Consider the following 24,450-nt stretch of genomic DNA (forward strand, 5'->3'; position numbering starts at 1 on the left):
GCGTGGAATCCAGGTGCCTTAAGGAAGCCGCGTACTTCACGGCCTACTTCAACGATGGCACGGACGGCCTGTACTGCTGTGCCGCTCACCTTGCCCGCGCCGTTGAAGCGGTACTTGGCATCCCAGGCGTGTCGAAACGAGCAAGCGCCACCGTCTGGCCGCTGCAAAGGAAGGAGCAGAGGACCGCGCTGTCTCAGCGTTGATTCCGTCGCCTACCTCCACGGAGGTAGGCGCGCGGTGTCCACACAGGACAGTAGATGACCCGGACAGGTCCAGGAAGGAACAGAAATCGTGAACGACAAACCACAATCGATCGGCGAGAAGCAGCTTGCGGATGCTGACACCGATGTCATTTGGCAGCAACTCGGCCGACCTCTGCTCATGGAACTCGGTGCCCGCGATCTCGTGTACATGGACGACGGCGTGATGTTCCGCTTCGGCCCGAACAGCCCCGTCAAGCTCCGCAAGATCATCGTGAAGTTGAACGGCTCGGACCTGTACGAGGTCGAGGTCGGATATCTCCAGCTCCCCAGCTACGAATGGAACGTCATCGAGCAGGTGTCCGATGTGTACGCAGATTCGTTGCCCGAAGTTGTTCGGCGATTGTCGGCGAAAGCCGTGGACGCATGAGCAGCCGTGTCCACATCGCCCCCGCCCCAAAGAAAGACACGGGAGACGCGATGTCCAATCAGGACCAGTCCACACCACCGCGACAGGCCAAGCGTGGAAAGGGGCGCCCACCCATCGGCGGTGAGATCCGACAGGAGATCGGCGACGACCTCAAGGCCGTAATCGAAACGTGGGCAATGGCCCAGGGATCCAATCGGGCCGCCGCAGTCCGAACGTTGCTGCGGCGAGGGATCGACCTGGAGCTTGACCCGATGTCGCGCACGGTCGTCGTCGAAGGTGATGAGCTGCACGTCCTGCTCGGCACCTTGCAGACCGACTGCGTCCGCCGCGTCCGGTTCGCGTTCGACAGCGGCCTCAAGGTCAAGGTCAACGACGAGAACTGGACGCCGTCCCTCGGTTCCCTTGAAAATTCCGCCACACCAACCGAAAAGGAATAGCCGGTGACTTTCGACTTCACGCCCTACGCCACCCACGACGTCTTTTACGAACTCCGCACGACACCGTTGCACGGTCCGCATGTCCGAATAGGGACCACATTCAACCTCAACAGCGAGGCCGAGTTCCGTGCGGAAGCCGGGGCGTGGCTGAGGACCAGGCTGCCGAGGGAGACCATCGACGAAGCCAACTGGCCGGAAGTGTTCGACTTCTTCAAGACCCTGGCCGATCCGCAGGCCGTCGCCGATGTCGCCACAGACTGGGCCACGCGACCGCGGAGCGTTCGGGCCGTGCAGCTTACCGAGGACAACTTCCAGCGTGTCCGTGCCTGGATCGAAAGCGAAGGCGGCGAGGTTCCCTGGACCGGGCAAAGCCACTCGGGCAGTAGGTCGATGGCTGTGGACACAGTGGACGGCGAGCACAACGCCTTCGCAGGTGACTTCGTTGTCCATGACCAATCACGCCAGGAGTGGCGCGTGGAGCCCGCCGACTCGTTCGCTGCCGGGCATGACCTCCTGCAGACGGGGCGGTGATCCACAGTGGACGACACGACTCACACGTTCCTCCGCCGGACATCCCTGCACTGCCCTATCCCCTACGGCACCCGTGTTCGCGTCACGGGCGTGCTCGAACGGGACCCGGGCCCCCTGCCGGTCGGCGCTAAAGGAACCGTCGTCGGCGGCAACGGCGGACAACTCTGGATGAAGTGGGACAACGGCCGGTCGTTGTCCCTTCTGGTTGACGAGGACCCCTACGAGGTGATTGGCGCCCACGTCGGTGAGTTCGTCCGGCTGGTGCGCGAGAATGTTCCCGAGCTGGAAGACCTCCACCTCCATCGCGAGGCGGCCGGTCACCTGGTCCTCGACATGATCCGCATTCACCGCGACCAGCGCGGCCGGGGGCTCGGCGAGCGCACGATGCGCCTGCTCGTCGAGTGGGCCGATTTCCACGGCCTGGTCCTGGCAGCCTCGGCCTGCCCCGAAGACGAGCCACCGTGGACGAAGGTGGGCAGGCATAGCTACTGGCTCGGACGCCATGGGTTCCGGCTCACCGAGCGCGGTAACTCGACGATCGGTGAGCGGTACTACCGCCTGCCTAAAGGGCAACGTCCATGAGCGACTTCCCGCCCCCGCCGAACATCCAGGGGAACTACACGGGGTCCTGCGTGGCGTGCATGAAGGGCACGAATACCGGCCTCGTTCTCGTCGGAGACGCCGCGTTCGTTTCCGCCGGCCTGATCGCACTGGGCATCCCGCAGCATCAGGTGCAGTTCGTTCTCGCCGCCGCGACCGGGCATCCGGACGGCGAACTCTCCGCGGGCGAGATGCCCGCGGTCGTCCGGGCGTGCGCCTCGTGTGCCCGCCGAGCCAAGATGGAGGTAGGACTGTGGCCGACCGTCCCCGTGTACGTGCCCCCGAAGCCCCGCTCGTGAACGTGTCCGGAGTGGCCGAACTCGTCGCCCTCGAGGACAGCGTGGCCGAGCTGCCGGACGACGAGCTGCGGGAGCTGGCGGCCATCGTGGACAACCTACTGGTGCGGGTGCACACCGAGCAGGCCGCGCGACGGCGGGGCCGCTCGCCCCGGGGCCAGGTCGAGCAGGTGGCTTTCCGGCTCGGCGCCCGCGCCTCCTGCGTGTTCTGCCGCCGGGTCTACGTGGCCGAGCTGGTGCCGGAGCACCTGCTGCTCGACCACTACGACGATCTCCGGGCCTGGCGGCGCACGAGATCGACAGCGGCCTAACTGGACGCCCCGAAGCGACGGAACCCCCGGCAAGAACTGCCGGGGGTTCCTGCTGTCCGCGCAGATGGGGAGGTAGCACGGACAGAGCTGTGACCTACGTGAACACCTTACAACGGCGACGGGACAGGGAGAGGCCACGAGTAGAGGCTGTCCGGATTATCGAGCCAAACGAACTGGTCCTCGTCGCGCGGAGCGGAGACACCGAAGCGGCTTGGGTCCGGGCGACCGAGGTCAAGCCAGGATCGATAGGCGTGCTCCACGGTGTCCCACAGCCGCATCGTCCCGCGCTGCTGGACTGGCCACCGGCCGGGTTCGACAGGTTCGAGATCGGCCTGCGCGAGCGCGGTGTCCGTATGGACGAAGACCCGGCCGGGTGCGCTGGCCAGCCGGAGGCCGGGAGCGTGCAGCCAGAGAAACAGGGCAAGGTCAGTGCCTTCCACGTCGACGACATCCTTCGGGTTCAGGGTTGTCGTGCCGTAGGCGGGGATTCCCGGTTCCGTGAATCCCGTGGTCTGCCCCGGCCCGAGTGGACTGTCCGCTCGCTGCCGCAAGGGCATGAAGTGGGCGGGGTACGGGTCGATCCTGCCCGTAACCTCGCCCGGCTTGGTTTTCGTCAGCACCAGCAGCGGCCCGGCCTCCCCAGCATCGAACGGGGCAACGATCGTCCCGCCGTCGGCGAGCTGGTCGATCCAGGCGGGTGGAATCGACGTCACGGCGCAGGTCGCGATGATGCGGTCGTATGGGCCGTGTTCCGGCCAGCCTTCGGCACCATCGCCCGCGGTGAGATGCGGATGCTGTCCGATGGCGGCGAGGTAGTGTCGGGCGGTCTCGATCAGGCCGGGGTCGATGTCGATGGAGGCCACATGGTCGGGGCCGAGGAAGTGGCCCAGGAGGCCGGTGTTGTATCCGGTGCCGGTGCCGATTTCCAAGACACGGTGTCCCGGGCGCGCGCCGAGCCGAGCGAGCATCGCGGCCATCACCCGCGGGCGGCTCGATGACGACGTGGGGATCTCGTGCCGACCGATTCCTTCCCCTGCCGCGATGGTCTGCGTCCGCAGTGTCTCGTCGGAGTACACGAGGTCCAGCCATTCTGGATCACTCGCGGAAATGACCCCGCCGCCGCGCAGCACCTCCGGGACGAACACGTGGCGCGGCACGTCCTTGAACGCCTTGATCCAACCTGGATCGACCAGCACGCCAAGTTCGATCAGACGGTCAGTGAGGGCGCTGGCACGCGCCTCCCAGCCTGCGACGGCGACGAGGTCCACTGGAGATCACTCCTTGGTCAGTGTGTCGGCGAACGCGGCGGCGATCGGCAGGTCACAGGCGTCGGCGAGCCAGCCCCATGAACCCGTCGTGTTCGCCTCCAGCGCGACCCACGCGCCATCGGGCCGAACTACGAAGTCGAAGACGCTGGACTCCAAGCCCGCCAGGCGAAGGTAGCGGAAGACACCTTCCCGCACCTGGTCAGGAAGATCGATTACCTCGTACCGGTGCGAGTCATAGTCCGTTCGCCAGTCGATCCGAGCCTGCGGGCTCTCCGCGTGGATCGCGACGGCGAACACCTGGTCCCCGACCGCGATGACCCGAGGCTCGTACGCCTTGTCCTGCCACTGCTGGGCGAGGTGCGCAGTTGTCTCGATACCGTCCAGATCGTCCAGGTCGGTGCTGGTCAGCAGCCGCGTGTAGACCACCGTCTCCCCGTCGCCTTCCCAGACGATCGGCTCGGCCAACGGCTTGATGACCAGCGGCCCGTACGTGGCGGCGAACTCACGTACGGCCTCGGCCCGGTTGGTGACCAGGGTGGGCGGTACCACCAGACCGGCCGCGCGCAGGCGGGTGAGCTGCCGGGGCTTGTACTCGGCATCGGCCAACGCTGATGGGTGGGACACCCACCGAACGGGCAAGCTGGCGAGCACCCCGCCCAAGCCGGTTCGCGCCTGGGCTCGGCTGAACCGAAGCTCGGGTCCGGAAAGGCCGGACGGCATCTCGAAGTCACGCGGCTTGCAGTAGTAGACCGCGGTCACCTCGTCCAAGCGAACTCGGGAATCGCTGGTCTCCAGGTCCCCAGCCCACCGCCCGACATCCTGGTCAAGGCGAACGTCCATGCTCATGCGGAGCGGAAAGTCGATCGTGTCCAGCGCAGCCCACCGGATACCGCGAGCGTCGAGTTCACTGGACACTTCGGCCGCCGACCACTCCGCGACGTCGCCGAGGATGAGGACCAACGGGTCGGTCACGTGTCGGGCACCGTGTACGAATCGTCGATCAGGTGGCCGTCCTCGTTGCAGTTCCTCTGTATCAGCGTCGGCCCCTTGGCCGTGTGATCGGCGCTCGGGACCAGCGTGATCTTTCGTGCCTTCAGGCCCCGCAGGATGAACGGGCGAGCCGAACTGGGCGCCGCCGAACTGGTGGGCGGCTCCACCAGGTTCACCACGAAGCGGTGCGCGACCGGCGCCAGCGGTTCCGTGATCGCGTGTGGTCGATCAGGCCATGACATCAGGTTCGTCGCCCCTTCTTGTCGAGCGCTGTCCCGAACCAACCAACCTTATGACGTTGCGGCCAGCCGTAAACCAGATGTAACCGTCATGGAGCAATCACCACGTCCATTACGGTGAACTACCGCTGCCAGCGCGCAAAGATCAGCCCTAAGATCACCCGCACTGGCGTGTCTCAGACGGCACTCCCGTGGGGAACGACGAAGCCCCCAAGATCCGGTGCTGGATCTTGGGGGCTTCGCTCGTGCAGCGCCTACGCGGCCATGTACGCACTCAAGTCGAACTCGCCCTTGACCACGCCGTCCAAGAAGGCGTTCACCTCGTCGAAGGTGAACTCCAGCTCGATCGACGGCTCGTCGAGATGACGGAAGATGTACATCCCATCTGAGTCACGGCGCACGGTTTCGAGACGATGCCCAACCTGTCGCCCCTCCCGAACAGCCCTCTGGTAGGCGTCGAAGTCAGCCGCGGTCAGTTGGAGCGCTCGGGTCGCGTACGCGGGGCTGCCCTGGAGTTTGTCGTCGCGCACCTCGACCCAGCCGTCACGACGGGCCACACGCACGCACTCCTTCTTCGGCTCGCTGCGGGTCGCCTTCCGGAATTCGTGGTCGGCGAACCTCGGTGGGCTGGTGGTCATCTCGTGCTCTCCCTTGGGGAATCGGGGTTTTACTGCATTTCCTTGTACTCGCTCAAGACGTCCTTCATGAACGCACGGCTCTCATCGAAGCGAAGCGCGGCGTTGGACAACCGAGCCCAAGCTGCTTCGTAAGCGGCGAGTGCCTTGCGATCGTCCAGGTAACGGTCCTCACCCTCGCCCTCGGTATACGCAAGTTCGAGGGGACCGGCCGCGCCGGGCGATGGAACCCGCAGGAGCACGAATCGATTGCCGATCGGCGACCGTCGGCCGGGCCTTGTCTTGAACGGGAACACCTGGATCATCAGGTGTTTGCGGTTCGAAAGCTTGATCAGGTGGTCGATCTGATCACGCATCACGTCCGCGTCGCCCCACATTCGCCGGAGGCAAGATTCGCTCAGGACGACCTGGATCGTGGGAGCGTCCGCCTTGTCGACAATCTCCTGTCGGGCCAACCGCGCCTGCACGAAGTCCTCGGCGCCCAAGCCCTCATCGTCGATTGGCAGGTCTCCCTGCTGCGCCCGTGCGTAAGCCTCTGTCTGGAGGAGTCCAGGCACGACTTCCATCTGGAACGATTGGATCTGGTCCGCCAGCTTCTCCAAGTCCACGAGCAAGCGAAGGTCGTCGCCGTACGCGCGGTTGTGGCCAGTCGACCAGAACCCACGTTTGTGGTTGTCGCGGCGAAGTTCGCGAAGGGCTTCCTGGTAGCTCTCGTCCTCGAACCCGAGCTGCTTCGCCAGCAAGATCAGGTCTCCAGGACTGATGTTGCTGGCACCGCTGATGAGGCTGGCAATGCGTGGCTGGCTGGTCTCGATCAGCCTGGCGGCCTCAGCTTGCGAGACGCCCGCCGTGTCGATCATGTGCGCGATCTCGCGGCCGAGCAGCAATTTCTTAGCGGTGCGAACGGTTGCGGACATCGATTCGGCCTCTTCCTGGCTTGTCGGGCGATGACTACGGCCAGGCCGACACCTCCCTTCAACAGAGAGGGTATCGCCCCTTGGCCGCTCAATAACACGGACGCGTACAGCTTGATTATCAAGTCTTGACTAATCAGGGTGCATATGTACACACTGTTAATAACCGACTCCTAGATGTGGAGACCTTAGCGTATTGGGGTAGCAGCTATGGAAGCTGTTCGCGAAGTGGTGAGTGTCCTGCTGACCTGCAAAAACGGCATCAGAGACCCCGACGTCGATAGATCGCTGTTCACCCTCGCCTGAGCCTTCAAGCCATCCCGAGGGCGTTGCCATCCGGCGCGGACGCCTTCTCGGGGATATGAGCGGCGGACGGGCGAGGTTGAGCCCGACGAGGTGCACCTCCTGTCCAGGCCCCCGCCAGGACGTGCACGTCCAGGTTCCTTCGTCCGCCTGCCGTCGCCAAGAGCGGCGGTGGAGGTGGCTGTCCCCCGAGCGGCCACTTCCACCGTCTTCCACTCCTACTTGAGGTGTCCACGATGGCCGAACCAGGTCGCTTATGGACTTCACCGTTCACGTGCGGAGGTGACCACCTCCAGCACGAGGTCACGGACGAGGCGCACCAGGCCGCCCGTGAGCTCGAGGTTCCGGTGGTCGCCCTGTGCGGGCACGAGGTCGAGTGGTCGCCCGCCATCGCCGAACCCGGGTCGCCCTGCCGAACTTGCCTGCGGATGGTTCGCCGGTCCCGCGCCGACGAGCGACGCGACGTCCAGCAGCTCGTGCAGGTGCCGGTTCAGCGGGGGCGAGCACCGCGGCACCGGCGTTCCCACGTCTCCCGCCGGACCCGCTTCTTTCTTCCATCGCAGTACCGACCACGCAAGGAGGGCTTCATGATGGCCACCGACGAGCCGATGCCGGCGGAATCACACCGCTCGATCCCGAAGACCGAGGACGGCAAGGGCGCCCTGCCCGGTACGTCGCCGGACGTTGCGCCAGAGAACAACTACGACGCCGAGGCCGAGGCTATGGAAAGCCTCGTCGAAGCGGGCTTCCAGCTCGTGAATACCGGCGGCCCTGAGAACGCGCCGCAGTCGGTCACCTTCGCCCGGTGTGTCGGTCACAACACCGACTTCGTTTACCTGATGCTCGATCAGGACGCGCTCTCGCTCGCGTTCCGCTATCCCTACGAACCGGCGCCCACGACCTTCGAGGAGGCATCCGGGGAAGCTGCTCCCCCTCCCACGGCGAGCGCCACACCTGGTTCGATCACGGAGGTCATCCGGGAAGTCCTGGAGTGGCAGCGTGACTGACGCGCACGATTTCGCATCTGATACCCCTGCCGCACACGAGGAAGTTCCTTCTGAGGAACGGACTTCCGTTCGGGTGTCAGGAGAAACGCTCGATCGCTTCGCGTACGCCATCGGTGGGGCGGTGCGTTCGGTTCGGGGATGTCGCGAGTGGACCCGTAAGGAATTTCGACGCCGGTTGGGCAGTGTCCGAACGGTACAAGCCCTCGCGACGCACGAGCTTGGTACGAGGGCGATGAGTGTCAGCCAGTTTGCGGAGTACTGCCACGCCCTCGGCATCCAGCCTGGCCCGCTAGTCGATCAGGTGTATGACAGCGTCTTCGGGCCGCACGCAGATGAGACGGTCACCGTGGACCTGGACAAGCTCGCCGTGTCCGAACATTCAAACCTTGCCCGCTGGGCGAAGCTGCGACTGGCGACGTTTCCACCATTCTCCAGACATGTGCTCGATCTGCCGCTGCACGCGCAGAACACGCTTGCCGTGCTCTGTGGATTCGAGCGGCGCCAGCTCCTTGAGATCCTGGGCGTGGCCTGAATGTCCGACGGGTCTGGCCGCCACGCCCCGACCTTCGAGCAATGTCCTGAACTTCTCCCCTTTCTCATCCGTCGTGAGGTGGTGATGCACAAGGTCCCACTGCGAATGCTGCGCATTCTGCGCTGGAGTCGAATGTGGATTGGGATGAGCAATTGCGGAGTCATGTGCCTGCCACGCGAGAAGGTCCCCAAGGGGAGCGGTTTTTCGCTGTGCCACAAATGTTTCGCGGCGGGGGCTTCACGTGCATAGCCAGCCAGCTCGACCCGATCGAGCCCCGCTTGAAGGAGCCAGTGGCAGTGGACGACTGGTTCCGCCGGTCCGAGCACACCACCCAACTACCCGTCATACCACCGGAATCGCCATCAGAGCAGACAGTTGACCTCGATCTCAGCCAGTTCGCCACACCACGCCACCGTCCTCTGCATGACTGGCTATTCGCGCAGATGCCTGCGGCGACGTGGTGGCCGCCAGCCGATCCGGACATTGATTGATTAAAACGCAAAGGAGAAACAGGTGATCGCCGAAATCACCCCACAAATACACTCCACCGTATCTCTGGATTCCCCAGACGGAAGCGGAACGATCGACGTTGACAAGCAGCTCGGGCACGTCGTCGAGAGAATTTGGGGTCTGGGGCACACGACGATGATGTCTTGCCAGGACATCGGTCACTACATTGAGCAAGCCACGCCGCCAGCGTTTGTCATTCCGGGTGACGTCGAGTATCACCGCGGGCTGGCATGGATCAAGATGCCGCTGCTGTCTGCCCGTGATCTTCTGGACGATCTGAAGAGGACACCTTTTCGCGATCGGCTTGTCTGCCCGTGGCGCCGGGGTTCATGGCGAATGCTTGCACGAATTGGACTCAGCAACGACGGCGGGTTCGATGTGTCGGCCGCACACCTGTACTTTCCCGCGAATCAGATTCCAGAACTGCAAACAGTGCTGAGCGACTTGAAAGAAGAGAACGATCGATGACACCAGAACACACAGTTCAACTGATCACGATTGACATCGGAAACACTCTTGGCGAGTTCACGGGTCGGTCCACAACGGACCGACTTCGCGAGGTGTCGCCGTTCAGGGAGGTAGCTCCGCACCGGACGGCCGAAGCGGTGCGAGCTCTCCTGCACCGGGAACCTGAACTCACAGACGACCTCGTTTGCCAGATGTGCCAGCGACTGCTCATCCCGTACGGGAACTTCCCGACCGACTGGGATCGGGGGTACGTCCCGTACGAGGACGCGTCGGCGACGCTCGACGAGTTGGCGACGATCGCCCCCGTGGTGACACTGTCCAATATGGCCGTGACGGGCGGGCCGGAGCGGGTCGCCGCTGTGCGCGCGGCGCACGGGCACCAGTTGGAAGAGGTGTACACGAGCTACCGGCTCGGCGGGGCGAAGCCCGAGCCCTGGTTGTGGCGGATGATCGCCGATCGCCGTGGTGTCCACATCGACCGCGTTGTGCACATCGGCGACCGGCTTGACGCTGACGTGTACGGGGCGTACTTCGCCGGGGCGCGCGTGGTGCACCTCCGCAAGGAGGGCAGCACCGTGTACCCCCCTTTCAGCGGCGACCACATCCGTACCGTTTTTCGCCTGTCCGATGCTGCCGCAGCGGTACGCGCATGGGCGGGGCTGAGCGCATGACCTCACGGTACATCTCGAAATCACGGGTCACAGACGGACGCAAAGCATGGGCCGAGTGGTACAAGCAGGGCGCGACGATTAACGAGATCGCCGAGAAAGTGGAAGTGCATTACTCGACGGTGTTACGAACGCTTGCCGATCTCGGTGTTCCACGTCGCCCTCCTGGCGGCGTGTCCACTCGGGCATTCCTGGGAGGCGCCCCGAAAATGGTCATCGAAGGCGAGTGGCATGAAAAGCCCTGAGAATACCCCGGAGGTTACGCCCGGGCTATGCGTTCACGCGCAATGGCCTCGGTGGTACAGCGAAGGCTACTCAATTCAACAGATCGCGAACGCTGCGAACGTTGAATACATGCAGGTGTGGCGCCTCCTTAACGATCTAAAAATAACGCTCCGAAAGGACCATCGGTGAAACCATGAGGATTGTTTGGCGAGTTCCCGCATCCTCCCCCAAGGAACGTGCCCATGCCTGGTATCGCGGCAATCCTGACACGCCCACAGCGATATGCGGCGCAGCCGTCTGCGACGTTCGATTGCTGGAGAAAAGTCGACACCGAAAATTTTGCCAGGTCTGCCTGAAATCAGTTCTGCAACCCCTGCGCCGACGAATGCTGATAGCCAACATTATTCTCGGCGTCATTTTCCTGACGCTGCTCATCATCGCTCAGTTGTACATGGGGTCGCGATGAGCGCGCGAATTACCAGCACCATCGACGATGATTCCCTGTGGAAGGCCGCGCGTGCGGCTGTCCAACGTGGATGGACAATCACGCCGGGAACCTACCGGCAGTTTCCCCAAGCCTCTGCGAGCAAGACCAACGTGGAGTTCCCTGACCTGCCGGGGCTGGCACCGTTCGTCCCCAATTGGTGGCGAAAGCCCATCACGACCACAACCGAAGTGGAAGCCTGGTGGTCCCACGCACCCTACGGAGTGCTGTTGAGCTGCGGACACGGAGTCGATGCGATAGAGGTATCGAGCGAACTGTTCGCGGCCATGATCACGGGGAACCTTTCCTCGTGTCTGGTCGGGCCGATCATCTCGTTGTCGAACGCCCGGTACATCATCCTGACCGACCGGCCGAAACCCGAGCTGGCACCGGAGCTGCCATCATCGCTGGGCCGATGGCACTTCGGGGCGAGCTGGGTGCCTCTGCCGCCCACGCGAGTCAACCGGTCTGTGAAAGCGGAGTGGAGGCAGCCGCCGAAGCGTCCGCTGCGGTTGCCCAGTTCCGATGCCGTGCAGCACGCCGTGCTGGCTGCTGGGAGCGCGTGGTGAGCGAACGTAACGTCTTCCTGCGAGACACGAGAAGAAACAAGAAGCCGAAACGCAATTCAACGGTCCACGGATCGAACGAAGAGTTCTTCGCCAAGCACAAGAAGCCTGTACCGGGATGCGCGGGGATGGCCATGGAGGCGGAGGCAAAATTCGGTGGAACAGAAGAACGGTCCACCTACGGCTTCACGGACCAGCCCGTCACGTGTAAGAAGTGTAAGGCCAAGGGGTTCTAGTGACAAACCCCAGAAAGACATTGCAGGAAATGAAACAGCCAGATAACGCACCCAATGTCGAGCTGACGAGAAAGGACAGCCGCGGTAAGGTTCACGCCCCAAGAGTGGCCTTATGGAAAAGGCACCCATCTATCCTGGTGCCCGACTGCGCACCAGAACAAGACATCCAGGTGGCACGGTCCCTTGTGGGGAAACGCGAGATTTACAGGGCCACGGACAAGGATGTTGATTGCGGCAACTGCCGACGCGGAAGGCCCGCCAATCAATGAAAATATTTCCGAACCTTATTAAACATGACGGCGGGAGAGTGCATGCGCCCGACTGTGCATTGCAGAGCGAGTACGAGGGTTTACGTACGCCGCTGTGTCTAGAGGATAAGCCGCGAGCTTATCTGATGGAGGACTTTGAGCGCGGAAAGTCTTCCGCATACAGGGACACCGACGAGGACGAAGTTACCTGCAAGAAGTGCATTCGGCTGTCAAGTGGGCCGCGCAAGCCTGTCAAACCTCTACCGTCGTTGCCCGAAGCGAAAGAGGCTGCCCCACGACTGTCGCCGGAAGCGTTGAAGGCCGTTCCGGAGATCGCCGAGTTTCTTCGCGATGTGGCAATCAGGGAAGACGGCAATCACAACTACAATTTGATTGCGGCCGCCACGGTGCTTGAAATCCAGGCAGGTCCTGAATCCGTGCGTAGAGACCGCTAGCCGCGTACGAGAAATCGCCCCCAGATTCCCGGCTGTATGTGCCAGGAACCTGGGGGATTTCGCGTGTCCACGCGGGTTTCGGTGCGATGTCAGGTCGTCGTGGATGGACCGTCGAGGGCGCTGAGGATCTTGTCGAGCTTCTTGTCCTGTTCGGACTGCGCCTTCTCTATGGCCTGGACCCGGGGCAGCAGGTCGAACATCGCGCCTTCCCAAGCCGAGTGCGAGGCGTTGGTCAGCGTCCCCGCGCTGTGTCCCTTGCGCACAGCGATGGCCTTCTCGTCGATGGGCGGGAACAGGCGGGCGAGGCGGACCATGAGGTCGCCGTATTCCACTCCGGCCTGCGTGAAGGTCTTCGAGAGGCTGTTGTAGATCTCGTTGACCTGTTCGGTTGCGGTCTTGCTCAACTCGTCCTCCGTCGGGTTGGCGCCGAGGTTCCAGGTGCGGGGGTCGTCGGCGCTGGGGTTGGCCATGACGCTGAGGTGGACATGCTTGGTGTGGGGGTTGATGCCGGAGTAGGGCTTCCACTGCCACGCGCCGTACTGGGCTCGGCTGTCGATGATCCTGTGGTTCCAGATGACGTACTTGATGCGCGGGTCGCGGGACTTGACCAGGGCGTCGGCGAGCCAGTGGCCGTCAAGCCCGTGCGCGGGGTCGTGGGTGAAGTCCCGTGCGGTGACGATTCCCGGCCCATACCAAGGATTGTGATCGCTGTCGCGTGTGGCGTGTGCGGCGTCGCCGATCGATCCGTCCGAGGCTTTCGAGCGTGCTGGAGCTCGGGCGTTGAGCTGGCTGAGCAGGGTGTCGAGGGCACGGGCTACGCGCCAGGTCATGGATTCCTCCGGTGGGTCAGTTGCCCGGTGGCGCCGAGCTGGTGGACGGCGGGCTGGGCGGCGAGGTGGTGAGGACGCACTGCCAGGTGTCGGCCGTGCCGCCGTCTGCGGTGAGGACCCGCAGTTGGGTGAAGACGCCGCCCTGGGGGCAGAGGGCGGCCGGGTTGTCCTTGAGGTAGGCGGCGAAGGCGTCCTGGATCTGCTGGGCCGTGGGCGTTTCACCCGGGGGTCCTGCGGGGCCGGGCGGCCCTGGTTGCCCGGCGGCGCCTTCCGGACCGGGCTCGCCGGGCTGACCCGCCTGTCCTGGTTGCCCTGGTCCGCCTGGTGTCCCGGGTTGTCCACTGGGGCCGGTGGGTCCGGCCTGTCCGGACGGTGGCGGGCTGGTGGCCAGGTAGGCGGCGATGCCAGTGGAGATCTGCTGTGGTGTCGGCCCGACCGGGTTCCGGGTGATGTAGGCGGCGACGGCCTGGCCGAGCTGCTCGGCGCTGGGCCGGGTGGTGGGCATGGATGCCAGAACGCGCGCGGCGGCCGAGGCGACGAGCACTTGGGAGTCGTCCCCCGTGCCTGGTTGCGGGATCGGCACAGGGGCCTGGCCTCGGCGCAGCAGCTCGCCGTTCGCGGCATCCCCGCTGGTCTTGGACGTTTCGGCCTGGCGGCGCAGCTCGTCCACGGCCGCGTCCGTGGATGCCTGCCGCCCGTAGAGCTGGAGGACGCCAATGCCGGCGGCAGACCCGACGACCAATGCCACGAGGAACACTCCAAGGATCGCCCATACCCACCAGCGGCGGATCTCGTGCCGGGCGACTTCTCGGGCTTGGCGCGGGGCTTCTTCGACGGCGGCGTGCATTCCGCGCCGGATCTCGCTGAGCGAGTCTGGGATGCTGGCGGGGTCGTCGTCGCTCATGCGAACCCCCGATCGCGTGTGGACGGTGGCCGGTCGCGTCGGTCCAGGAGTCGGCGCAGGCGCACGGTTTCGCGTTGGCAGGCGGTCAGCTGTACCCGCAGGTCCGTCATGGCTTGTTCGACGAGGTCGAGGGCTCGGTCCGCGCGTTCCACGGGCGTGGGTGGGGTGGGGCTGGCTGGTTCGGGTGGCTTGGCTGCGCGCTGCTTGACCTTCTCCGTGATCATCGGCATGACCGCAGTGATCAGCGTGGCCAGCCCGGCCGAGCACGCCAGGGTGATTACCAGCCACGGTGGACCGGTCGAGGCTGGGGGCTCGGCTGTCAGGTACACGGCCGCGCCTCCGTTCACCCTGTGAGCAAGCAGGCTCGGCCATCGTGGACGGACACAAGCGCCAGTCGCCCCGGGGTTCGGCGGGCAGCTATTCCGGGCGCGGGGGTGCGCCCGCGATGGTGTCCCACACGCTGTTCACCGTGAACTGGATATCGCCGTCGCTGCTGGACAGCGTGATTACGGGGTTGGTGGCGACGGCCCAGGCGAAGCGGAGGCCGTAGTCGTTGGGGTTGGCGAACACGTTGGTCGCCAGCGCGCGCCGGAGTTGCGTTCGGCTGGGGTTGGTGGGGTCGTCGACCTCGGCGCCGACGTCCTTGGCCGCGATGGACACGGCGGCCTGCACGCGCCGGGTGAACGGGGGGAAGGTAGCGAGTTCGGCGCTGTCGGCGAGGGTCTGAGCCACGGTGGCTCCTTCCTATGCGGATCTGCCGAGCACCAGCCATGCCCCGGGCACGCTGGCGTCGATGTGCACGATGTCCCCGGTGGTCGGGGTGTAGCTGGCCAGGCGCGGCAGTGTCAGTGATCCACCTTGGACGGACACGATGACCCGGTTCCCGGAGACTCCGGTGACGGTGCCGACTTTCCTGCGCGCGGCGAGCGCCTGGTCCACGACGCGGGCAATGGCCTCGGCGATGCGCACTCCCCCGCCTCGCTTTCAGGTTTCCGCCGGCATCTCGTCCGAGCGGGTGGTGATGGACTGCGTTGCGTCCGGGGCCAGCGGGATCGACAGCTTGTCGATGATGTGGCGGGTCTCCCCCGCCTCGGGGTCCGCGACGGTGATGACGTCCCCGGCGTCCAGGGCCGGGTTGACCAGCAGCTCGACCTCGACCTGTGTGGCGATTCCGCGCACCCGCTGGAGAAGGGAGTCCGCGGTCGTCTGGCACTGCGCGACCGTGGTCAGCAACTCGGAGGTGTAGAAGCGGGGCTTCTTGCCGAACGGGCCGCCGTAGTAGGCCGGGCTCGTCGTGTCGGTCGCGGTCGCGTACACGGCGGGCACGCCGTCGGTGCGCTGGCCACTGGCGACGACGCGGTTGTAGACCTGCTCCCGGGAGAGCTTGTCCTTGACCGATAGCAGGTTTCCGCCGTTGCCGGTGCGCACGGTCCAGACCGGGTTCTGGTTCAGTGTCGGTTGTGGCCGCACGACCAGGCGGCCCACAGGGTCGAAGAACGCTTCGCCGCCCAAGGAGTCGGCGAGTTTCTCCACCGCGTCCCAGCGCTCGCGCTCGATGACGATGACCGCGGCGATCGCGCTGGAACCGGTCAGGTCGCGCAGCTCGACCCAGCCACCCAGGGTTTCCCTGACCAGGCGCGCGATCTCGGAGACCGTGGTCGCGTTGGTGATGGTCTGGGCCGGGACGTCGAGTCGGTCTTCGGCCACGTGCACAGCCGCGTCGACGAGCTTGACCGCGATGTGCCCGGAGCTGGTGACCGGCCGTTCGCGGGAGGTTTCGTCGAGATAGCCGATCATGAGCGGCACCCACTCGGTGCCCCCGCCGGGAAGGACGATGCCGTAGTCCACCTGGCACACCGAGCCGTACGGCGAGAGCAGGTCCTTCGGGGAGCGGGGCCACCAGCGCGGATCGGCTTGCAGGGTCGCCGAGCGGCGGGCTTTGCTGGTGGCGTCGATCTCGACCGAACCGCCGGAGATCGGCACTTCCAGCACTCCGTATGCGGCGCTGGTCACGACGGCGCGGGCTCTCATCGAGTGCGACTGGGCGAGGGCGACTTGAGCCCGAGTGGACAGAGGCCACATGCCGCCCCCTACACCGCGAGTTCGCTGGGGGCCGCCACCTCGTGGAACGGGGCGGTCAGGATCCGGGTGCCCTGGTAGGCGCGCCGGTCGCCGGGGTCCTCGTCGAGGTCGCCGAGGGCCAGCCACATGCCGGTGCCGTACCCGAACTCCGCGGGCGGCCGTAGGTAGACGGGCTGGAGGTCGGCGAAGATGGCCAGCAGCTCGTCCCGCTCGGCGAACGACAGCGCGCCGAGGGACAGTTCCCCGGTCGGGGCGCGGCGCTGGGATGAGGACACGATGATCGGGTGTGTGGCGCCGAGCGGGTAGAACACGCCGCGCGGGGCTTCCCGGGTGCGTTTCGGGACCGCGCCGACCTGGACCACGAGGGGGCGGTCCGAGCGCGACGGGTGGGTCAGCCAGGTCCGGCCGCCGCTGAGCAGGGTGGCGAGCTGGCTGGTCATCGTGCCGCCGGTGGAGGCCGGGTTCACCACCCGGTACCGCAGCGGGATGTCGAGGGGGGCTTCGCCGTCGGAGAAGGTGAGCAGCGGAGCCAAAATGGACGCCGACAAACCGGCCGGGCCGAGCCAGGTTCCGCCGTAGGTCGCGCCGTCGAAGAAGGACCCGGAGGTGCTGTAGCGCTCGACGGTGATCCCGTCGAGGGCCATGACCCCGCCCGCGGGCATCCCCGAGGCGATCACCTTCATGGTGGGGGTGACCGCGCTGGCCGGAGTGGACAGCTTGACGACTTGGCGGGCGAACTGGTCGACGCTCTGGTTGATCTGGTCAGTGGTTAGCGTGGCCGTCGAGGCGGGCAGCGGTACCCCGGCGATGTCGGTCCAGGTGATCTGGACCGTGACGGCGCTGGGGCGGGCGGAAAACCGCAGATCCACGCCGATCGTGACGTCCGGAGTGGACGGCAACGACGTGGGCACGGTGATACCGACCGGCCCGGCCGCCGCGACGGTCGCGGCCAGATACGCCTGACCCCGGGCCGCCGAGCCCCCGGTCACCCGCGCAAGGCTGGGGTTTCCGGCGTCGGCAACGTAGCCGTGCAGCCCGGCCTCGAGGCTCGGGTTGAGCGCATAGTTGCGGCGGGTCGGCTTGGTGACGAAAAGCGGGTTCCCGCCACGGACCGGCCACAGTGTCCCGTCGGGGTGCTCCCGGATGACCTGGAGGACTGTCGCGTCGGGCCACCAGGCAGTCACCTGCATGACGCCCGACTCCGGCACGGGCCGGATCGACACACCCCCGCCGGGGTAGGTCAGCGGGTAAGCGCCCCCGGCCCAGCTCCGTCGCGCCCACCCCAGCGGCGGGTTCGGCGTGTAGGTCCACTTCGCGGTGCCGCCCGGGATCGGGGGCGGCAACTCCTGCTGCCCCGGCAGGCCAGCCGACTCGGTACCGGCCCCGGCGGCGAACGGGGTGCGGGTGTAGGTGGCGCGCGCCCAGGACATCAGTACCCGATCGAGAGGTACTGGAACGACACCGCGACCCCGGAACCGACGTTCGCGCCGGTGCTGATCGCGTAGAACGCCACCGAAATCGTGCTCGCGGTCTCGGCCGCGATCGTGATGACCGCCGGAACCCCGGTACTGACGATGGAGACCGTGGTGGCAATCGTCGCGTTGGGAAACGCCACGGGGTGGGAAATGGTGATGATGCCGTTGGCGCCCGTGGTGCCCGTGCGGTGCCCGCCCCGCATCAGGATCACCGACCCGTCCGGAGCGGACCCGCCGTTGCGCCGAGGCCCCACGTCCGAGGCGACGGCCACACCCGTGCTCGGCCCCCACACCCCCGCGCCGCGTTCTACGACATCGGCCTTGTTCGTGCGCGCGACACGGTGACCGATGTGCGCATCGGCGGGCAGCGCGGTCGAGGCGAGCGCCGCGAGCGCGTCCCGCCCGGCCGTCGGGGCGCACACCACCTGGGTTCCGGCGTTCCACGCGCGTGGCGGGGTGCCCTCCCGGCCCCGGATCACGGTGACGGTCTGGGACCCGGCGGCGTGCCCAACCACCCACACGACCTCGAAAATGCCCTGTGACGGGTCGTGCAGTTCCAGCGGCAGGTACTTCCCGGGCGTGCCCGAGCTGAAGTCGGCGTCGAGTGCGGTGAACGCGGCCGCCGACAGGTCGGTGTCGCTGATGGCCGCCGCGTTGAGCAGCGTCCCGAAGAAGTAGTCCACTGTGGATCGGTATTCGTAGCTCACTGATGCGCCCTCCTAGATCCGGACACCGCGCGCGATGGCGGTTCCGGTGGCGTGGTCGCTTCGGTCGATCCGGCCGTCCACGAACGCGGTCAGACCGTCGCCGGAAATGGACAGCTCCCCCACGAGCCGTACGGGCTCGGAATCCCCGTGCAGGGCGCCGATCACCGACTGCGCGGTGTCGTGCGGCAACACCAGCTCGGGCTTGCCGGTGCCGTTGTAGACCGGGGTGAACCCGGGCTGGAGCCAGCCACCCTGGTCGTACCAGTGGTGGCCCTCCCAGAACCCCTTGGCTCCCAGCGGGTCCCGGTAGCGGCTGGCGATGTAGCCCAAGCCCCACTCGGCCTGCCCGGCTGCGTTCGGCGCGACCGCGCCGTGCACGGACTCCATCTGCTGGAACAGCCCGCGGGCGCTGGAGTGCGGGTTCTTCGCGCCCGGGTTCCAACCGGACTCGTGCGAGATCAGCCATGACAGCGCGTCCCATTGCGGCCCGGAGCCCCAGCCGTAGCGGGTCGCCACGGCCCGCACGGCGGCCACGACCTCCGGTGACCCGGCGGCGCCTGCGGTGCTGGCGTACAGCTCGGACAACTTGCCGATGGCATAGCGCTTCGCGCCGTCGACGGCCTGGCGGGTAATGCCCTGACCGTGCCGGGCGGCGATGTTGCCGGGGAAGAACCGGGTCGCGTCCTCGACCATGCGGTAGGTGTCAGCGAGCGCGCTGTCCACAAGGGCCGCCGGATCGAACCCGCCACCACCAGAGACGAACTGGCCGCCGAGTTCGGCGATGTGGAACTTCATGGGGAACTGCGAGTCGTCCGCCCCGGTCGACGGCGGTCCGAAAGCGACATAGCCGTGTGCGCCGCCGGACTCGGCGTTGATCCCGGCGACGGTCCCGGCGGTGTGACCGTGGGACACCCCGATCGCGAACGTGCCGTTGATCCCGTCGACGAACCCCGGCGGCGGGCTGCCCGGGTTCACGCTCGCGGTCGCCCATTCCCGCCGGGCGTAGGGCTGCTGATCCAACGCGGCCCGCTTGAGCATGGCTTGCCAGCCCGAGCAGTCCGTCCCGGCCGTCGAGGAACCACCCCACACGTAGGGACGCCCCTGCATCGACCGGCCAAACGCGACAACCCGGCCGATCGCGGCGTCCATCGCCGACCCCGTGTCCGTCACCAGCCCGCCGGACTGGTAGCCGGGCACGACCTGCGCCCGCTGGATGTCAGCCCCGAGCAGACCTTCGAGCCCGGGGAAGGACCCGCCCAGCGCCGCCAGGTGCGCGGCACGGATGTTCCCGACGCCCCACGTCTGCACGACCCGCTTGGGAAGCACGTACTCCCCGGGAGTCAGCAGCGCGGGAACCTTGTCCGTGTTGCCCGCGCCGGGCACAGGCCCACCGGAGGCGAAGGGGATCACCACGGGAGCGACCGCGTGGTTGAGGGAGAAATCCGCGTTCAGCTTGTTCCAGGCGGCCACCAGGCCCGCGTTCAGCGGCCATTGCAGAATCCACCGCACGGGGTTCCCGGCGTAGCCCTGCATCTCGGCGAACCGGTCCCGCACCCACCCAGCAGTGAACGCGACGGCGGCGCGCAGCGCGGCGAGGCCGTTGCCCAGCGCGCCCAGCGCGCCGTTCTGGGAGTTCACCGACGCCCACACCGAACCCGCGACGAACGCCCACGAGGCGGCGAGGTCGGCCTGAAGCTGCCACTGCCGTGCGGTGATCGTGTTGGCGCTCACGCCAATGTGGCCGGTGATGGCCGTCCACACGGTCATCGTGTTCAGTTGCAGGGCGGCCAGGCTCACCCCGAGCTGCGTGTGCGCCGCCGGCAGCAGGACCCCAGTGTGCTGTTCGAGGATCACCAGCGCGGGCACCAGGACCGTGTTCACGGTGTCGGCGAGCGCCGCCGAGGCGACGGTCAACGCCTCGGTGGCCACTGTGGACGCCGATGGGTCCGGTGTGGCGGCGGTCGTCGCCGCTGCGGCGCCAGGACCCGCTGGGGTGCCGACGATCCCACCATCGGCGAACCGGCCCACCAGTCCGCCCCGGGAGAAACCACGGCCGCTCATGGCTGCGGCATTGGCGGCGAGGATCGTGCTCGGGCCGATCGCGCGCACCAGCTCCGGCACGAGCACGGCTTCCCCGGGGGACAGCAGCGCGGGCACGGTGTCTTTGCCTGGCGCGTACCCGGGGATCACCCCACCTCGGGCAAGCTTGAGTTCCGGCAGCTCATCCATGCCGGGAATGAGGTCCGCGGCAGCGTTGTACACCTTCCGCAAGCCGTTGTTCCAGATAACATCGATCACTACCTGAATCGGCTTCTTGATGAAGTTGACGATCTTGTTGAAGATGTTTTCGGTGACTGCTCCCATGTTTTCGAAACCGAATTTGATGTCGTCAATTCGGTTGCCGAACCAGTCGAGCACGGGCTTGATGATTTTTTCCCAGGCCCATGAGATCGCGCCGGTGATTTTGTCCCATATGCTGATCCAGAAGTCGCGGAAACCGGCGCTGGAATTCCACAGCCATACGAATGCCGCGACGAGGGCGCCGATCGCGACGACCACCAAAGTAATCGGGTTGGCGGCCATAGCGGCGTTGAGTGCCCACTGCACACCGGTCCACGCGACGATCGCGCCGCGCACGACCAGCATCAGTCCGTTGTAGACACCCATCGCGGCGATCACGGCCCAGTGCGCGGCGTTGCTGGCCCACTGCGCGGCGGTCTGCCCCGCCTGCGCCAGGGTCGCGAGGATCATCCCGCTTCGCGCGAACGCCAACGCGGAGTTGAACACGCCGATCACCGCGACAACCGCCCACTTCGCGGCGTTGTACGCCTGCACGGCAGCGGTGCCGAGCCACACGGCCCCGTTCCACGCGGCCATCGCGACCCGGGCAGCGATGCTTCCGGACTGCCACAACGATTGTACGAGCAGCATTCCGCGCGCAGCCAGCGAATACCCGTTGACCGCCAGGACACCCGCACCGAGCGCCGCAGCGACCAGCCCCAGTTCCGGGGTAATGGGCTCGATGGCGTGCCACAGTCCGATCCAGAAATCCCGGAAGGGGGCCGAGGTCTGCCAGAAGTAGGTGAACGCGGCCACCACGCCCGATATCGCGCCGACGATCAGGCCGAGCGGGTTGGCGCGCATCGCGGCGTTGAGCAGCCATTGCGCCGCCGCCGCGCCCTTCGTCGCCAGCTCGTAAAGCTTGGTTGCTGCGGCGACAGCGGCGTAACCGGTCGCGAACCCGCCCAACGCGATGGCCAGCGGGACAAGCCAATCGGCGTTGTCGCGCACCCACTGCACCGCGGATTGCAGCGCGGGAAGCACGACCCCGCCGAAGAAGTCGACCAGTCCTGTTTGGATGGCGCGCTGGAACGCGACCAAGCGGGCGCCCGCGTTGTCGTTCAGGGTGGCGCCCATCCGATCGGCGGCGCCCGCGACGTTGCCCAGCGCCTGCACAGCCTTGCTCGGATCGAGCGCGTAGAGCGCTTGGCCCAGGTCCTCGGCCTGCGTGCCGAACAGGGCGACAGCGGCCTGTGAGCGGGCTACCGGGTCGGGCATGGCACGCAACCGGTCAAGCACCAGGTCCAGCGCCCCGGTTGCCTCCGGCCCGCCCCGGGCGATCTTCGCCGCCATCTCCCCCGCGTTCAGCCCCACGGCCTGGAACCCCTGCGCGGTCAGCTTCGACCCGTCCACGGCCCGGATGCTGAACTCCTTGATGGCATCGGCCACTAGGTCCGAATTCCGCGCACCCGCGCGCATTCCTTGAACCAGCAAGCCCGTGGCCATCGACGCGTCGAGCCCGAACTTCTGGAACTGCACCGAATACTCGGTCATCGTGTCCAGAAGGTCCTGTGACCGGTCGGCCCCCTGCTGAAACCCACGCGTGAGCACGTCCAGCGCCTCGTTCGCATCACGGGCCAGGCCGGTCTTCATCAGCTGTCCCACGGCCTGCGTGGTCCCGCCCAAGTCCTGGTCGAACACCGTGGCCAGGTTCAAGACCTTCCCGGTGATTCCCTGGATCTGGTCGTTGGTCGCGTCCTCCATGACCAGCCCGGACTGCATGACACCCCGGATGGCTTCGTTGACCTGGCCCAGGGAATCGCCGTACGCCTGCGCGTACAAGTTGCCGGCAACCCGCCCGAGATCGGCCGCCATGTCGGCAGGCGCGCCGAGCTGCGCCGCGAGCTTGTCGCCCAGGCGCGCGTTCTCCAGCGTGTCCATGGCGACCGACGCGGCGTTGCCGATCGCGGCCAGCCCGAACGCGAACGTGCCCGCCTGGCGGGTGGTCTCCACCAGCGACGATCCGAACCCGGACGAGCGACGGTCCGCTTTGTCCAGTGAGACCGTGACCTCGTCCGTGGCCTCGGCGGCGTTGCGCTGCGCCTGCTCGTAGCGGCCGGACGTCGACGCCGTGCGCTCCTGCGCCGTGGTCAGCCCGCGTTGTGTGGTGGCGAGGCGTTCTTCGGCGGCGGCGAGCTGGCTGGCCTTGGCGTTGCCGCTGGCACGGATCTCGTCGAGGCGGGCTTCAGCGACCCGCACTTTCCCGGCCGCGTCCGCCTCCCGGTTGCGGGCGGTCTCCAGCTCGGCCGCGACCCGCTTGACGTTCTCCTTGGCCGCCTCGATCCCCGTGCCCAGCGACGTTCCGGCGCGGCGTCCCGCATCCCCGGCCGAGCGCTCCAGCTCCTTCCCGATCTGCTGCCCTGCGCGAGTTCCGGCCCCGGCGGCCTGTTTGGCCAGTTCTGCGCCCCACCCACGCGCCGAGGGAAGCGTGTCGATCCACACGACCTCGCCGGAGTTGACCACGCCCCTCACCCCTTTGCACTCGAAGAGCAGGCGATACGGTCATCTCGTTGGAACAACGCACTCGACCGGAGGAGCCAGCCAAATTGCTTCATCACCTGCCTGGGCGAGCGACCGGAGTTCCCCTGCAAATTCCACAGTGGCTAATAACTTCCGGCATCTCGCCTCACGCGGTCACGCTCTACTGCTTGCATCAGCTCGCACTCCAGAGATCTGGATTCACCGAATCAGGAGAAGAAATATCGCTGACACCAGATTACTGTGCCGCAGCACTTCATCTAGACACCGTCGACCAGGTGGAACAAATACGCCAGGAACTTGTCGAAATCGGGGCATTCGAGAATCGTTTCGAATCCGACAGCAACGGAGCCAGCACGAGAACCACGATTCTTCACGAAATGAGCCCTCCGCAACGAAAGGAGGATGACGCAAGAACCCAACGAATTCTCGAACTAGAGGATCATGACCGACGCAAATCAATCGACAGCAAGGAGTTCACAGGAAATATATACGTCATCGGTCAATCCGGAAGCAGTATTGCCAAAATTGGCTACTCAACCGATATTCACAAGCGACATAAAGGTCTCCAGAGTAGCCACCCACACCTGTTGGAACTGCTGTGGCACACGTCTGGCGATCGCAAGCTAGAGTACGCTCTTCACGAGAAGTTTAAGAAGCTACGAGTGCGCGGAGAATGGTACGATTTCGGCGATCTTGACCCGGTCAAGTCGGCTAAAAAGGCCGTCAAACAAATTCGGGCAGCAGCCACCCAGACACGTACCGGCAGCGCGGCGACTACTACTCAGGACAGTTCAGAGTCCTAGTCGGCCATCGACGCACGCGCGGGGCTTGTAGAGATCAAGGTACGCAATCACGTCTTCGGCGGGGACGTCTCCGCGGTCACCGATGCGGCCCTCGTCGTCCTCGCCGGGCCGGGTGACCGGGCGGGGGCGGCGCAGTCCTTTCAGGCCTGACCCGCGTCCGGTGACGAACGTGTTCTCCCCCAGCCGGTCGGCGACCATCGCCAGCAGGTATTCCACATCGGTCCACGCGTGCCCGTTGACCGTGCGGTGGAACGCCGAGTCCGGCGGCAGGTGCT

Annotated in this window: 33 protein-coding genes; 17 read left to right on the forward strand and 16 right to left on the reverse strand. The window is 66.0% G+C overall.

All coding sequences use genetic code 11. The features are described 5' to 3' along the window. Positions 1-291 precede the first annotated feature (291 nt). The 6 genes from ABD256_RS17865 to ABD256_RS17890 are packed head-to-tail and all read left to right on the forward strand — an operon-like array spanning position 292 to position 2,805. On the forward strand, positions 292-630 hold the full coding sequence (locus tag ABD256_RS17865; RefSeq protein ID WP_344419453.1) for a hypothetical protein: 339 nt from the start codon (positions 292-294) through the stop codon (positions 628-630). A 50-nt stretch (positions 631-680) separates the two neighbouring features. Beyond that, positions 681-1,067: a hypothetical protein gene (locus tag ABD256_RS17870; RefSeq protein ID WP_344419456.1), complete on the forward strand. Its 387-nt coding sequence runs from the start codon at positions 681-683 to the stop codon at positions 1,065-1,067. A 3-nt stretch (positions 1,068-1,070) separates the two neighbouring features. Beyond that, positions 1,071-1,598 carry a hypothetical protein gene (locus ABD256_RS17875; protein WP_344419459.1) on the forward strand — a complete coding sequence of 176 codons (528 nt, stop codon included), beginning with the start codon at positions 1,071-1,073 and terminating at the stop codon, positions 1,596-1,598. A gap of 6 nt (positions 1,599-1,604) precedes the next feature. Beyond that, complete coding sequence (locus ABD256_RS17880) at positions 1,605-2,180, forward strand: GNAT family N-acetyltransferase (protein WP_344419462.1); 576 nt, start codon at positions 1,605-1,607, stop codon at positions 2,178-2,180. Continuing rightward, positions 2,177-2,497: a hypothetical protein gene (locus ABD256_RS17885; protein ID WP_344419465.1), complete on the forward strand. Its 321-nt coding sequence runs from the start codon at positions 2,177-2,179 to the stop codon at positions 2,495-2,497. Before ABD256_RS17880 ends, ABD256_RS17885 begins: the two co-directional genes overlap by 4 nt. Before the next feature lie 11 nt (positions 2,498-2,508). Then, positions 2,509-2,805 carry a hypothetical protein gene (locus ABD256_RS17890; RefSeq protein ID WP_344419468.1) on the forward strand — a complete coding sequence of 99 codons (297 nt, stop codon included), beginning with the start codon at positions 2,509-2,511 and terminating at the stop codon, positions 2,803-2,805. A 107-nt stretch (positions 2,806-2,912) separates the two neighbouring features. Here ABD256_RS17890 and ABD256_RS17895 read toward each other — a convergent pair whose 3' ends face one another. The 6 genes from ABD256_RS17895 to ABD256_RS17920 all read right to left on the reverse strand — a co-directional run bounded on the left by ABD256_RS17895 (position 2,913) and on the right by ABD256_RS17920 (position 7,681). Beyond that, complete coding sequence (locus tag ABD256_RS17895) at positions 2,913-4,073, reverse strand: methyltransferase domain-containing protein (RefSeq protein ID WP_344419470.1); 1,161 nt, start codon at positions 4,071-4,073, stop codon at positions 2,913-2,915. 6 nt (positions 4,074-4,079) lie between these two features. Next, entirely contained in the window at positions 4,080-5,045 is a 966-nt protein-coding gene (locus ABD256_RS17900; RefSeq protein WP_344419473.1) for an MvdC/MvdD family ATP grasp protein, read from the reverse strand. Then, positions 5,042-5,347: a hypothetical protein gene (locus ABD256_RS17905; protein ID WP_344419476.1), complete on the reverse strand. Its 306-nt coding sequence runs from the start codon at positions 5,345-5,347 to the stop codon at positions 5,042-5,044. The genes ABD256_RS17900 and ABD256_RS17905 overlap by 4 nt, the downstream gene beginning before the upstream one ends. Before the next feature lie 209 nt (positions 5,348-5,556). Further along, positions 5,557-5,940 carry a DUF397 domain-containing protein gene (locus ABD256_RS17910; RefSeq protein ID WP_344419478.1) on the reverse strand — a complete coding sequence of 128 codons (384 nt, stop codon included), beginning with the start codon at positions 5,938-5,940 and terminating at the stop codon, positions 5,557-5,559. A gap of 29 nt (positions 5,941-5,969) precedes the next feature. Beyond that, entirely contained in the window at positions 5,970-6,854 is an 885-nt protein-coding gene (locus ABD256_RS17915) for a helix-turn-helix domain-containing protein (protein WP_344419481.1), read from the reverse strand. 563 nt (positions 6,855-7,417) lie between these two features. Beyond that, the gene (locus tag ABD256_RS17920) at positions 7,418-7,681 is read right to left on the reverse strand and encodes a hypothetical protein (protein ID WP_344419483.1); all 264 of its coding nucleotides are present in this window, start codon (positions 7,679-7,681) and stop codon (positions 7,418-7,420) included. Between the two features lie 60 nt (positions 7,682-7,741). Between ABD256_RS17920 and ABD256_RS17925 the strand changes: the two genes are divergently transcribed. From ABD256_RS17925 to ABD256_RS17965, 9 genes are all read left to right on the forward strand, one after another. Continuing rightward, positions 7,742-8,161 (forward strand): hypothetical protein, encoded by a 420-nt coding sequence (locus ABD256_RS17925; protein ID WP_344419486.1) that lies wholly within the window; start codon positions 7,742-7,744, stop codon positions 8,159-8,161. Continuing rightward, positions 8,154-8,693, forward strand: coding sequence for a hypothetical protein (locus tag ABD256_RS17930; RefSeq protein ID WP_344419488.1), 540 nt, complete (start codon positions 8,154-8,156; stop codon positions 8,691-8,693). Before ABD256_RS17925 ends, ABD256_RS17930 begins: the two co-directional genes overlap by 8 nt. A 296-nt stretch (positions 8,694-8,989) precedes the next feature. Beyond that, on the forward strand, positions 8,990-9,184 hold the full coding sequence (locus ABD256_RS17935) for a hypothetical protein (protein WP_344419490.1): 195 nt from the start codon (positions 8,990-8,992) through the stop codon (positions 9,182-9,184). A gap of 22 nt (positions 9,185-9,206) precedes the next feature. Beyond that, positions 9,207-9,671, forward strand: coding sequence for a hypothetical protein (locus tag ABD256_RS17940; protein ID WP_344419492.1), 465 nt, complete (start codon positions 9,207-9,209; stop codon positions 9,669-9,671). A gap of 191 nt (positions 9,672-9,862) precedes the next feature. Then, entirely contained in the window at positions 9,863-10,342 is a 480-nt protein-coding gene (locus ABD256_RS17945; protein ID WP_344419494.1) for an HAD family hydrolase, read from the forward strand. Next, on the forward strand, positions 10,339-10,584 hold the full coding sequence (locus ABD256_RS17950) for a hypothetical protein (protein WP_344419496.1): 246 nt from the start codon (positions 10,339-10,341) through the stop codon (positions 10,582-10,584). The genes ABD256_RS17945 and ABD256_RS17950 overlap by 4 nt, the downstream gene beginning before the upstream one ends. Positions 10,585-11,026: 442 nt before the next feature. Beyond that, entirely contained in the window at positions 11,027-11,617 is a 591-nt protein-coding gene (locus ABD256_RS17955) for a bifunctional DNA primase/polymerase (RefSeq protein WP_344419498.1), read from the forward strand. Continuing rightward, positions 11,614-11,850: a hypothetical protein gene (locus tag ABD256_RS17960; protein WP_344419501.1), complete on the forward strand. Its 237-nt coding sequence runs from the start codon at positions 11,614-11,616 to the stop codon at positions 11,848-11,850. The genes ABD256_RS17955 and ABD256_RS17960 overlap by 4 nt, the downstream gene beginning before the upstream one ends. A 229-nt stretch (positions 11,851-12,079) precedes the next feature. After that, complete coding sequence (locus ABD256_RS17965) at positions 12,080-12,553, forward strand: hypothetical protein (RefSeq protein ID WP_344419504.1); 474 nt, start codon at positions 12,080-12,082, stop codon at positions 12,551-12,553. A gap of 89 nt (positions 12,554-12,642) precedes the next feature. Here the strand turns inward: ABD256_RS17965 and ABD256_RS17970 are convergent, their stop codons facing one another. The 9 genes from ABD256_RS17970 to ABD256_RS18010 all read right to left on the reverse strand — a co-directional run bounded on the left by ABD256_RS17970 (position 12,643) and on the right by ABD256_RS18010 (position 22,772). Continuing rightward, positions 12,643-13,383, reverse strand: a complete 741-nt coding sequence (locus tag ABD256_RS17970) for a hypothetical protein (protein ID WP_344419507.1) — start codon at positions 13,381-13,383, stop codon at positions 12,643-12,645. 16 nt (positions 13,384-13,399) lie between these two features. Further along, entirely contained in the window at positions 13,400-14,287 is an 888-nt protein-coding gene (locus ABD256_RS17975; RefSeq protein WP_344419509.1) for a hypothetical protein, read from the reverse strand. Next, positions 14,284-14,616, reverse strand: a complete 333-nt coding sequence (locus ABD256_RS17980) for a hypothetical protein (RefSeq protein WP_344419512.1) — start codon at positions 14,614-14,616, stop codon at positions 14,284-14,286. The genes ABD256_RS17975 and ABD256_RS17980 overlap by 4 nt, the downstream gene beginning before the upstream one ends. Before the next feature lie 88 nt (positions 14,617-14,704). After that, the gene (locus tag ABD256_RS17985; protein ID WP_344419515.1) at positions 14,705-15,019 is read right to left on the reverse strand and encodes a hypothetical protein; all 315 of its coding nucleotides are present in this window, start codon (positions 15,017-15,019) and stop codon (positions 14,705-14,707) included. A 12-nt stretch (positions 15,020-15,031) separates the two neighbouring features. Continuing rightward, complete coding sequence (locus tag ABD256_RS17990) at positions 15,032-15,256, reverse strand: hypothetical protein (protein ID WP_344419518.1); 225 nt, start codon at positions 15,254-15,256, stop codon at positions 15,032-15,034. A gap of 15 nt (positions 15,257-15,271) precedes the next feature. Then, complete coding sequence (locus tag ABD256_RS17995) at positions 15,272-16,300, reverse strand: DUF5047 domain-containing protein (RefSeq protein WP_344419521.1); 1,029 nt, start codon at positions 16,298-16,300, stop codon at positions 15,272-15,274. A 77-nt stretch (positions 16,301-16,377) separates the two neighbouring features. Next, positions 16,378-17,799: a hypothetical protein gene (locus tag ABD256_RS18000; RefSeq protein WP_344419524.1), complete on the reverse strand. Its 1,422-nt coding sequence runs from the start codon at positions 17,797-17,799 to the stop codon at positions 16,378-16,380. Continuing rightward, a complete protein-coding gene (locus ABD256_RS18005) occupies positions 17,799-18,551 on the reverse strand; it encodes a gp53-like domain-containing protein (protein ID WP_344419527.1) in 753 nt (250 codons plus the stop codon). Before ABD256_RS18005 ends, ABD256_RS18000 begins: the two co-directional genes overlap by 1 nt. A 12-nt stretch (positions 18,552-18,563) precedes the next feature. Continuing rightward, positions 18,564-22,772, reverse strand: coding sequence for an aggregation-promoting factor C-terminal-like domain-containing protein (locus tag ABD256_RS18010; RefSeq protein WP_344419530.1), 4,209 nt, complete (start codon positions 22,770-22,772; stop codon positions 18,564-18,566). Here ABD256_RS18010 and ABD256_RS18015 point away from each other — a divergent pair. Beyond that, positions 22,771-22,944, forward strand: coding sequence for a hypothetical protein (locus ABD256_RS18015; protein ID WP_344419533.1), 174 nt, complete (start codon positions 22,771-22,773; stop codon positions 22,942-22,944). The two genes, ABD256_RS18010 and ABD256_RS18015, sit on opposite strands and share 2 nt — an antisense overlap. A gap of 595 nt (positions 22,945-23,539) precedes the next feature. Further along, the gene (locus ABD256_RS18020) at positions 23,540-24,175 is read left to right on the forward strand and encodes a GIY-YIG nuclease family protein (protein ID WP_344419536.1); all 636 of its coding nucleotides are present in this window, start codon (positions 23,540-23,542) and stop codon (positions 24,173-24,175) included. Here the strand turns inward: ABD256_RS18020 and ABD256_RS18025 are convergent. Further along, positions 24,164-24,391, reverse strand: coding sequence for a hypothetical protein (locus ABD256_RS18025; protein ID WP_344419539.1), 228 nt, complete (start codon positions 24,389-24,391; stop codon positions 24,164-24,166). The two genes, ABD256_RS18020 and ABD256_RS18025, sit on opposite strands and share 12 nt — an antisense overlap. Positions 24,392-24,450 lie beyond the last annotated feature (59 nt).

The sequence above is a fragment of the Amycolatopsis minnesotensis genome (assembly GCF_039529815.1).
Lineage (GTDB): Bacteria > Actinomycetota > Actinomycetes > Mycobacteriales > Pseudonocardiaceae > Amycolatopsis > Amycolatopsis minnesotensis.

Excerpts from the sequence above, each read along its gene's own strand:
- ABD256_RS17955 (WP_344419498.1), top strand. The coding sequence starts at position 11,027 with ATGAGCGCGCGAATTACCAGCACCATCGACGATGATTCCCTGTGGAAG.
- ABD256_RS17915 (WP_344419481.1), bottom strand. The coding sequence starts at position 6,854 with ATGTCCGCAACCGTTCGCACCGCTAAGAAATTGCTGCTCGGCCGCGAG.
- ABD256_RS18015 (WP_344419533.1), top strand. The coding sequence starts at position 22,771 with ATGGCGACCGACGCGGCGTTGCCGATCGCGGCCAGCCCGAACGCGAAC.
- ABD256_RS18010 (WP_344419530.1), bottom strand. The coding sequence starts at position 22,772 with ATGGACACGCTGGAGAACGCGCGCCTGGGCGACAAGCTCGCGGCGCAG.
- ABD256_RS17910 (WP_344419478.1), bottom strand. The coding sequence starts at position 5,940 with ATGACCACCAGCCCACCGAGGTTCGCCGACCACGAATTCCGGAAGGCG.
- ABD256_RS17970 (WP_344419507.1), bottom strand. The coding sequence starts at position 13,383 with ATGACCTGGCGCGTAGCCCGTGCCCTCGACACCCTGCTCAGCCAGCTC.
- ABD256_RS17885 (WP_344419465.1), top strand. The coding sequence starts at position 2,177 with ATGAGCGACTTCCCGCCCCCGCCGAACATCCAGGGGAACTACACGGGG.
- ABD256_RS17925 (WP_344419486.1), top strand. The coding sequence starts at position 7,742 with ATGATGGCCACCGACGAGCCGATGCCGGCGGAATCACACCGCTCGATC.
- ABD256_RS18000 (WP_344419524.1), bottom strand. The coding sequence starts at position 17,799 with ATGTCCTGGGCGCGCGCCACCTACACCCGCACCCCGTTCGCCGCCGGG.
- ABD256_RS17945 (WP_344419494.1), top strand. The coding sequence starts at position 9,863 with ATGTGCCAGCGACTGCTCATCCCGTACGGGAACTTCCCGACCGACTGG.
- ABD256_RS17950 (WP_344419496.1), top strand. The coding sequence starts at position 10,339 with ATGACCTCACGGTACATCTCGAAATCACGGGTCACAGACGGACGCAAA.
- ABD256_RS17975 (WP_344419509.1), bottom strand. The coding sequence starts at position 14,287 with ATGAGCGACGACGACCCCGCCAGCATCCCAGACTCGCTCAGCGAGATC.
- ABD256_RS17870 (WP_344419456.1), top strand. The coding sequence starts at position 681 with ATGTCCAATCAGGACCAGTCCACACCACCGCGACAGGCCAAGCGTGGA.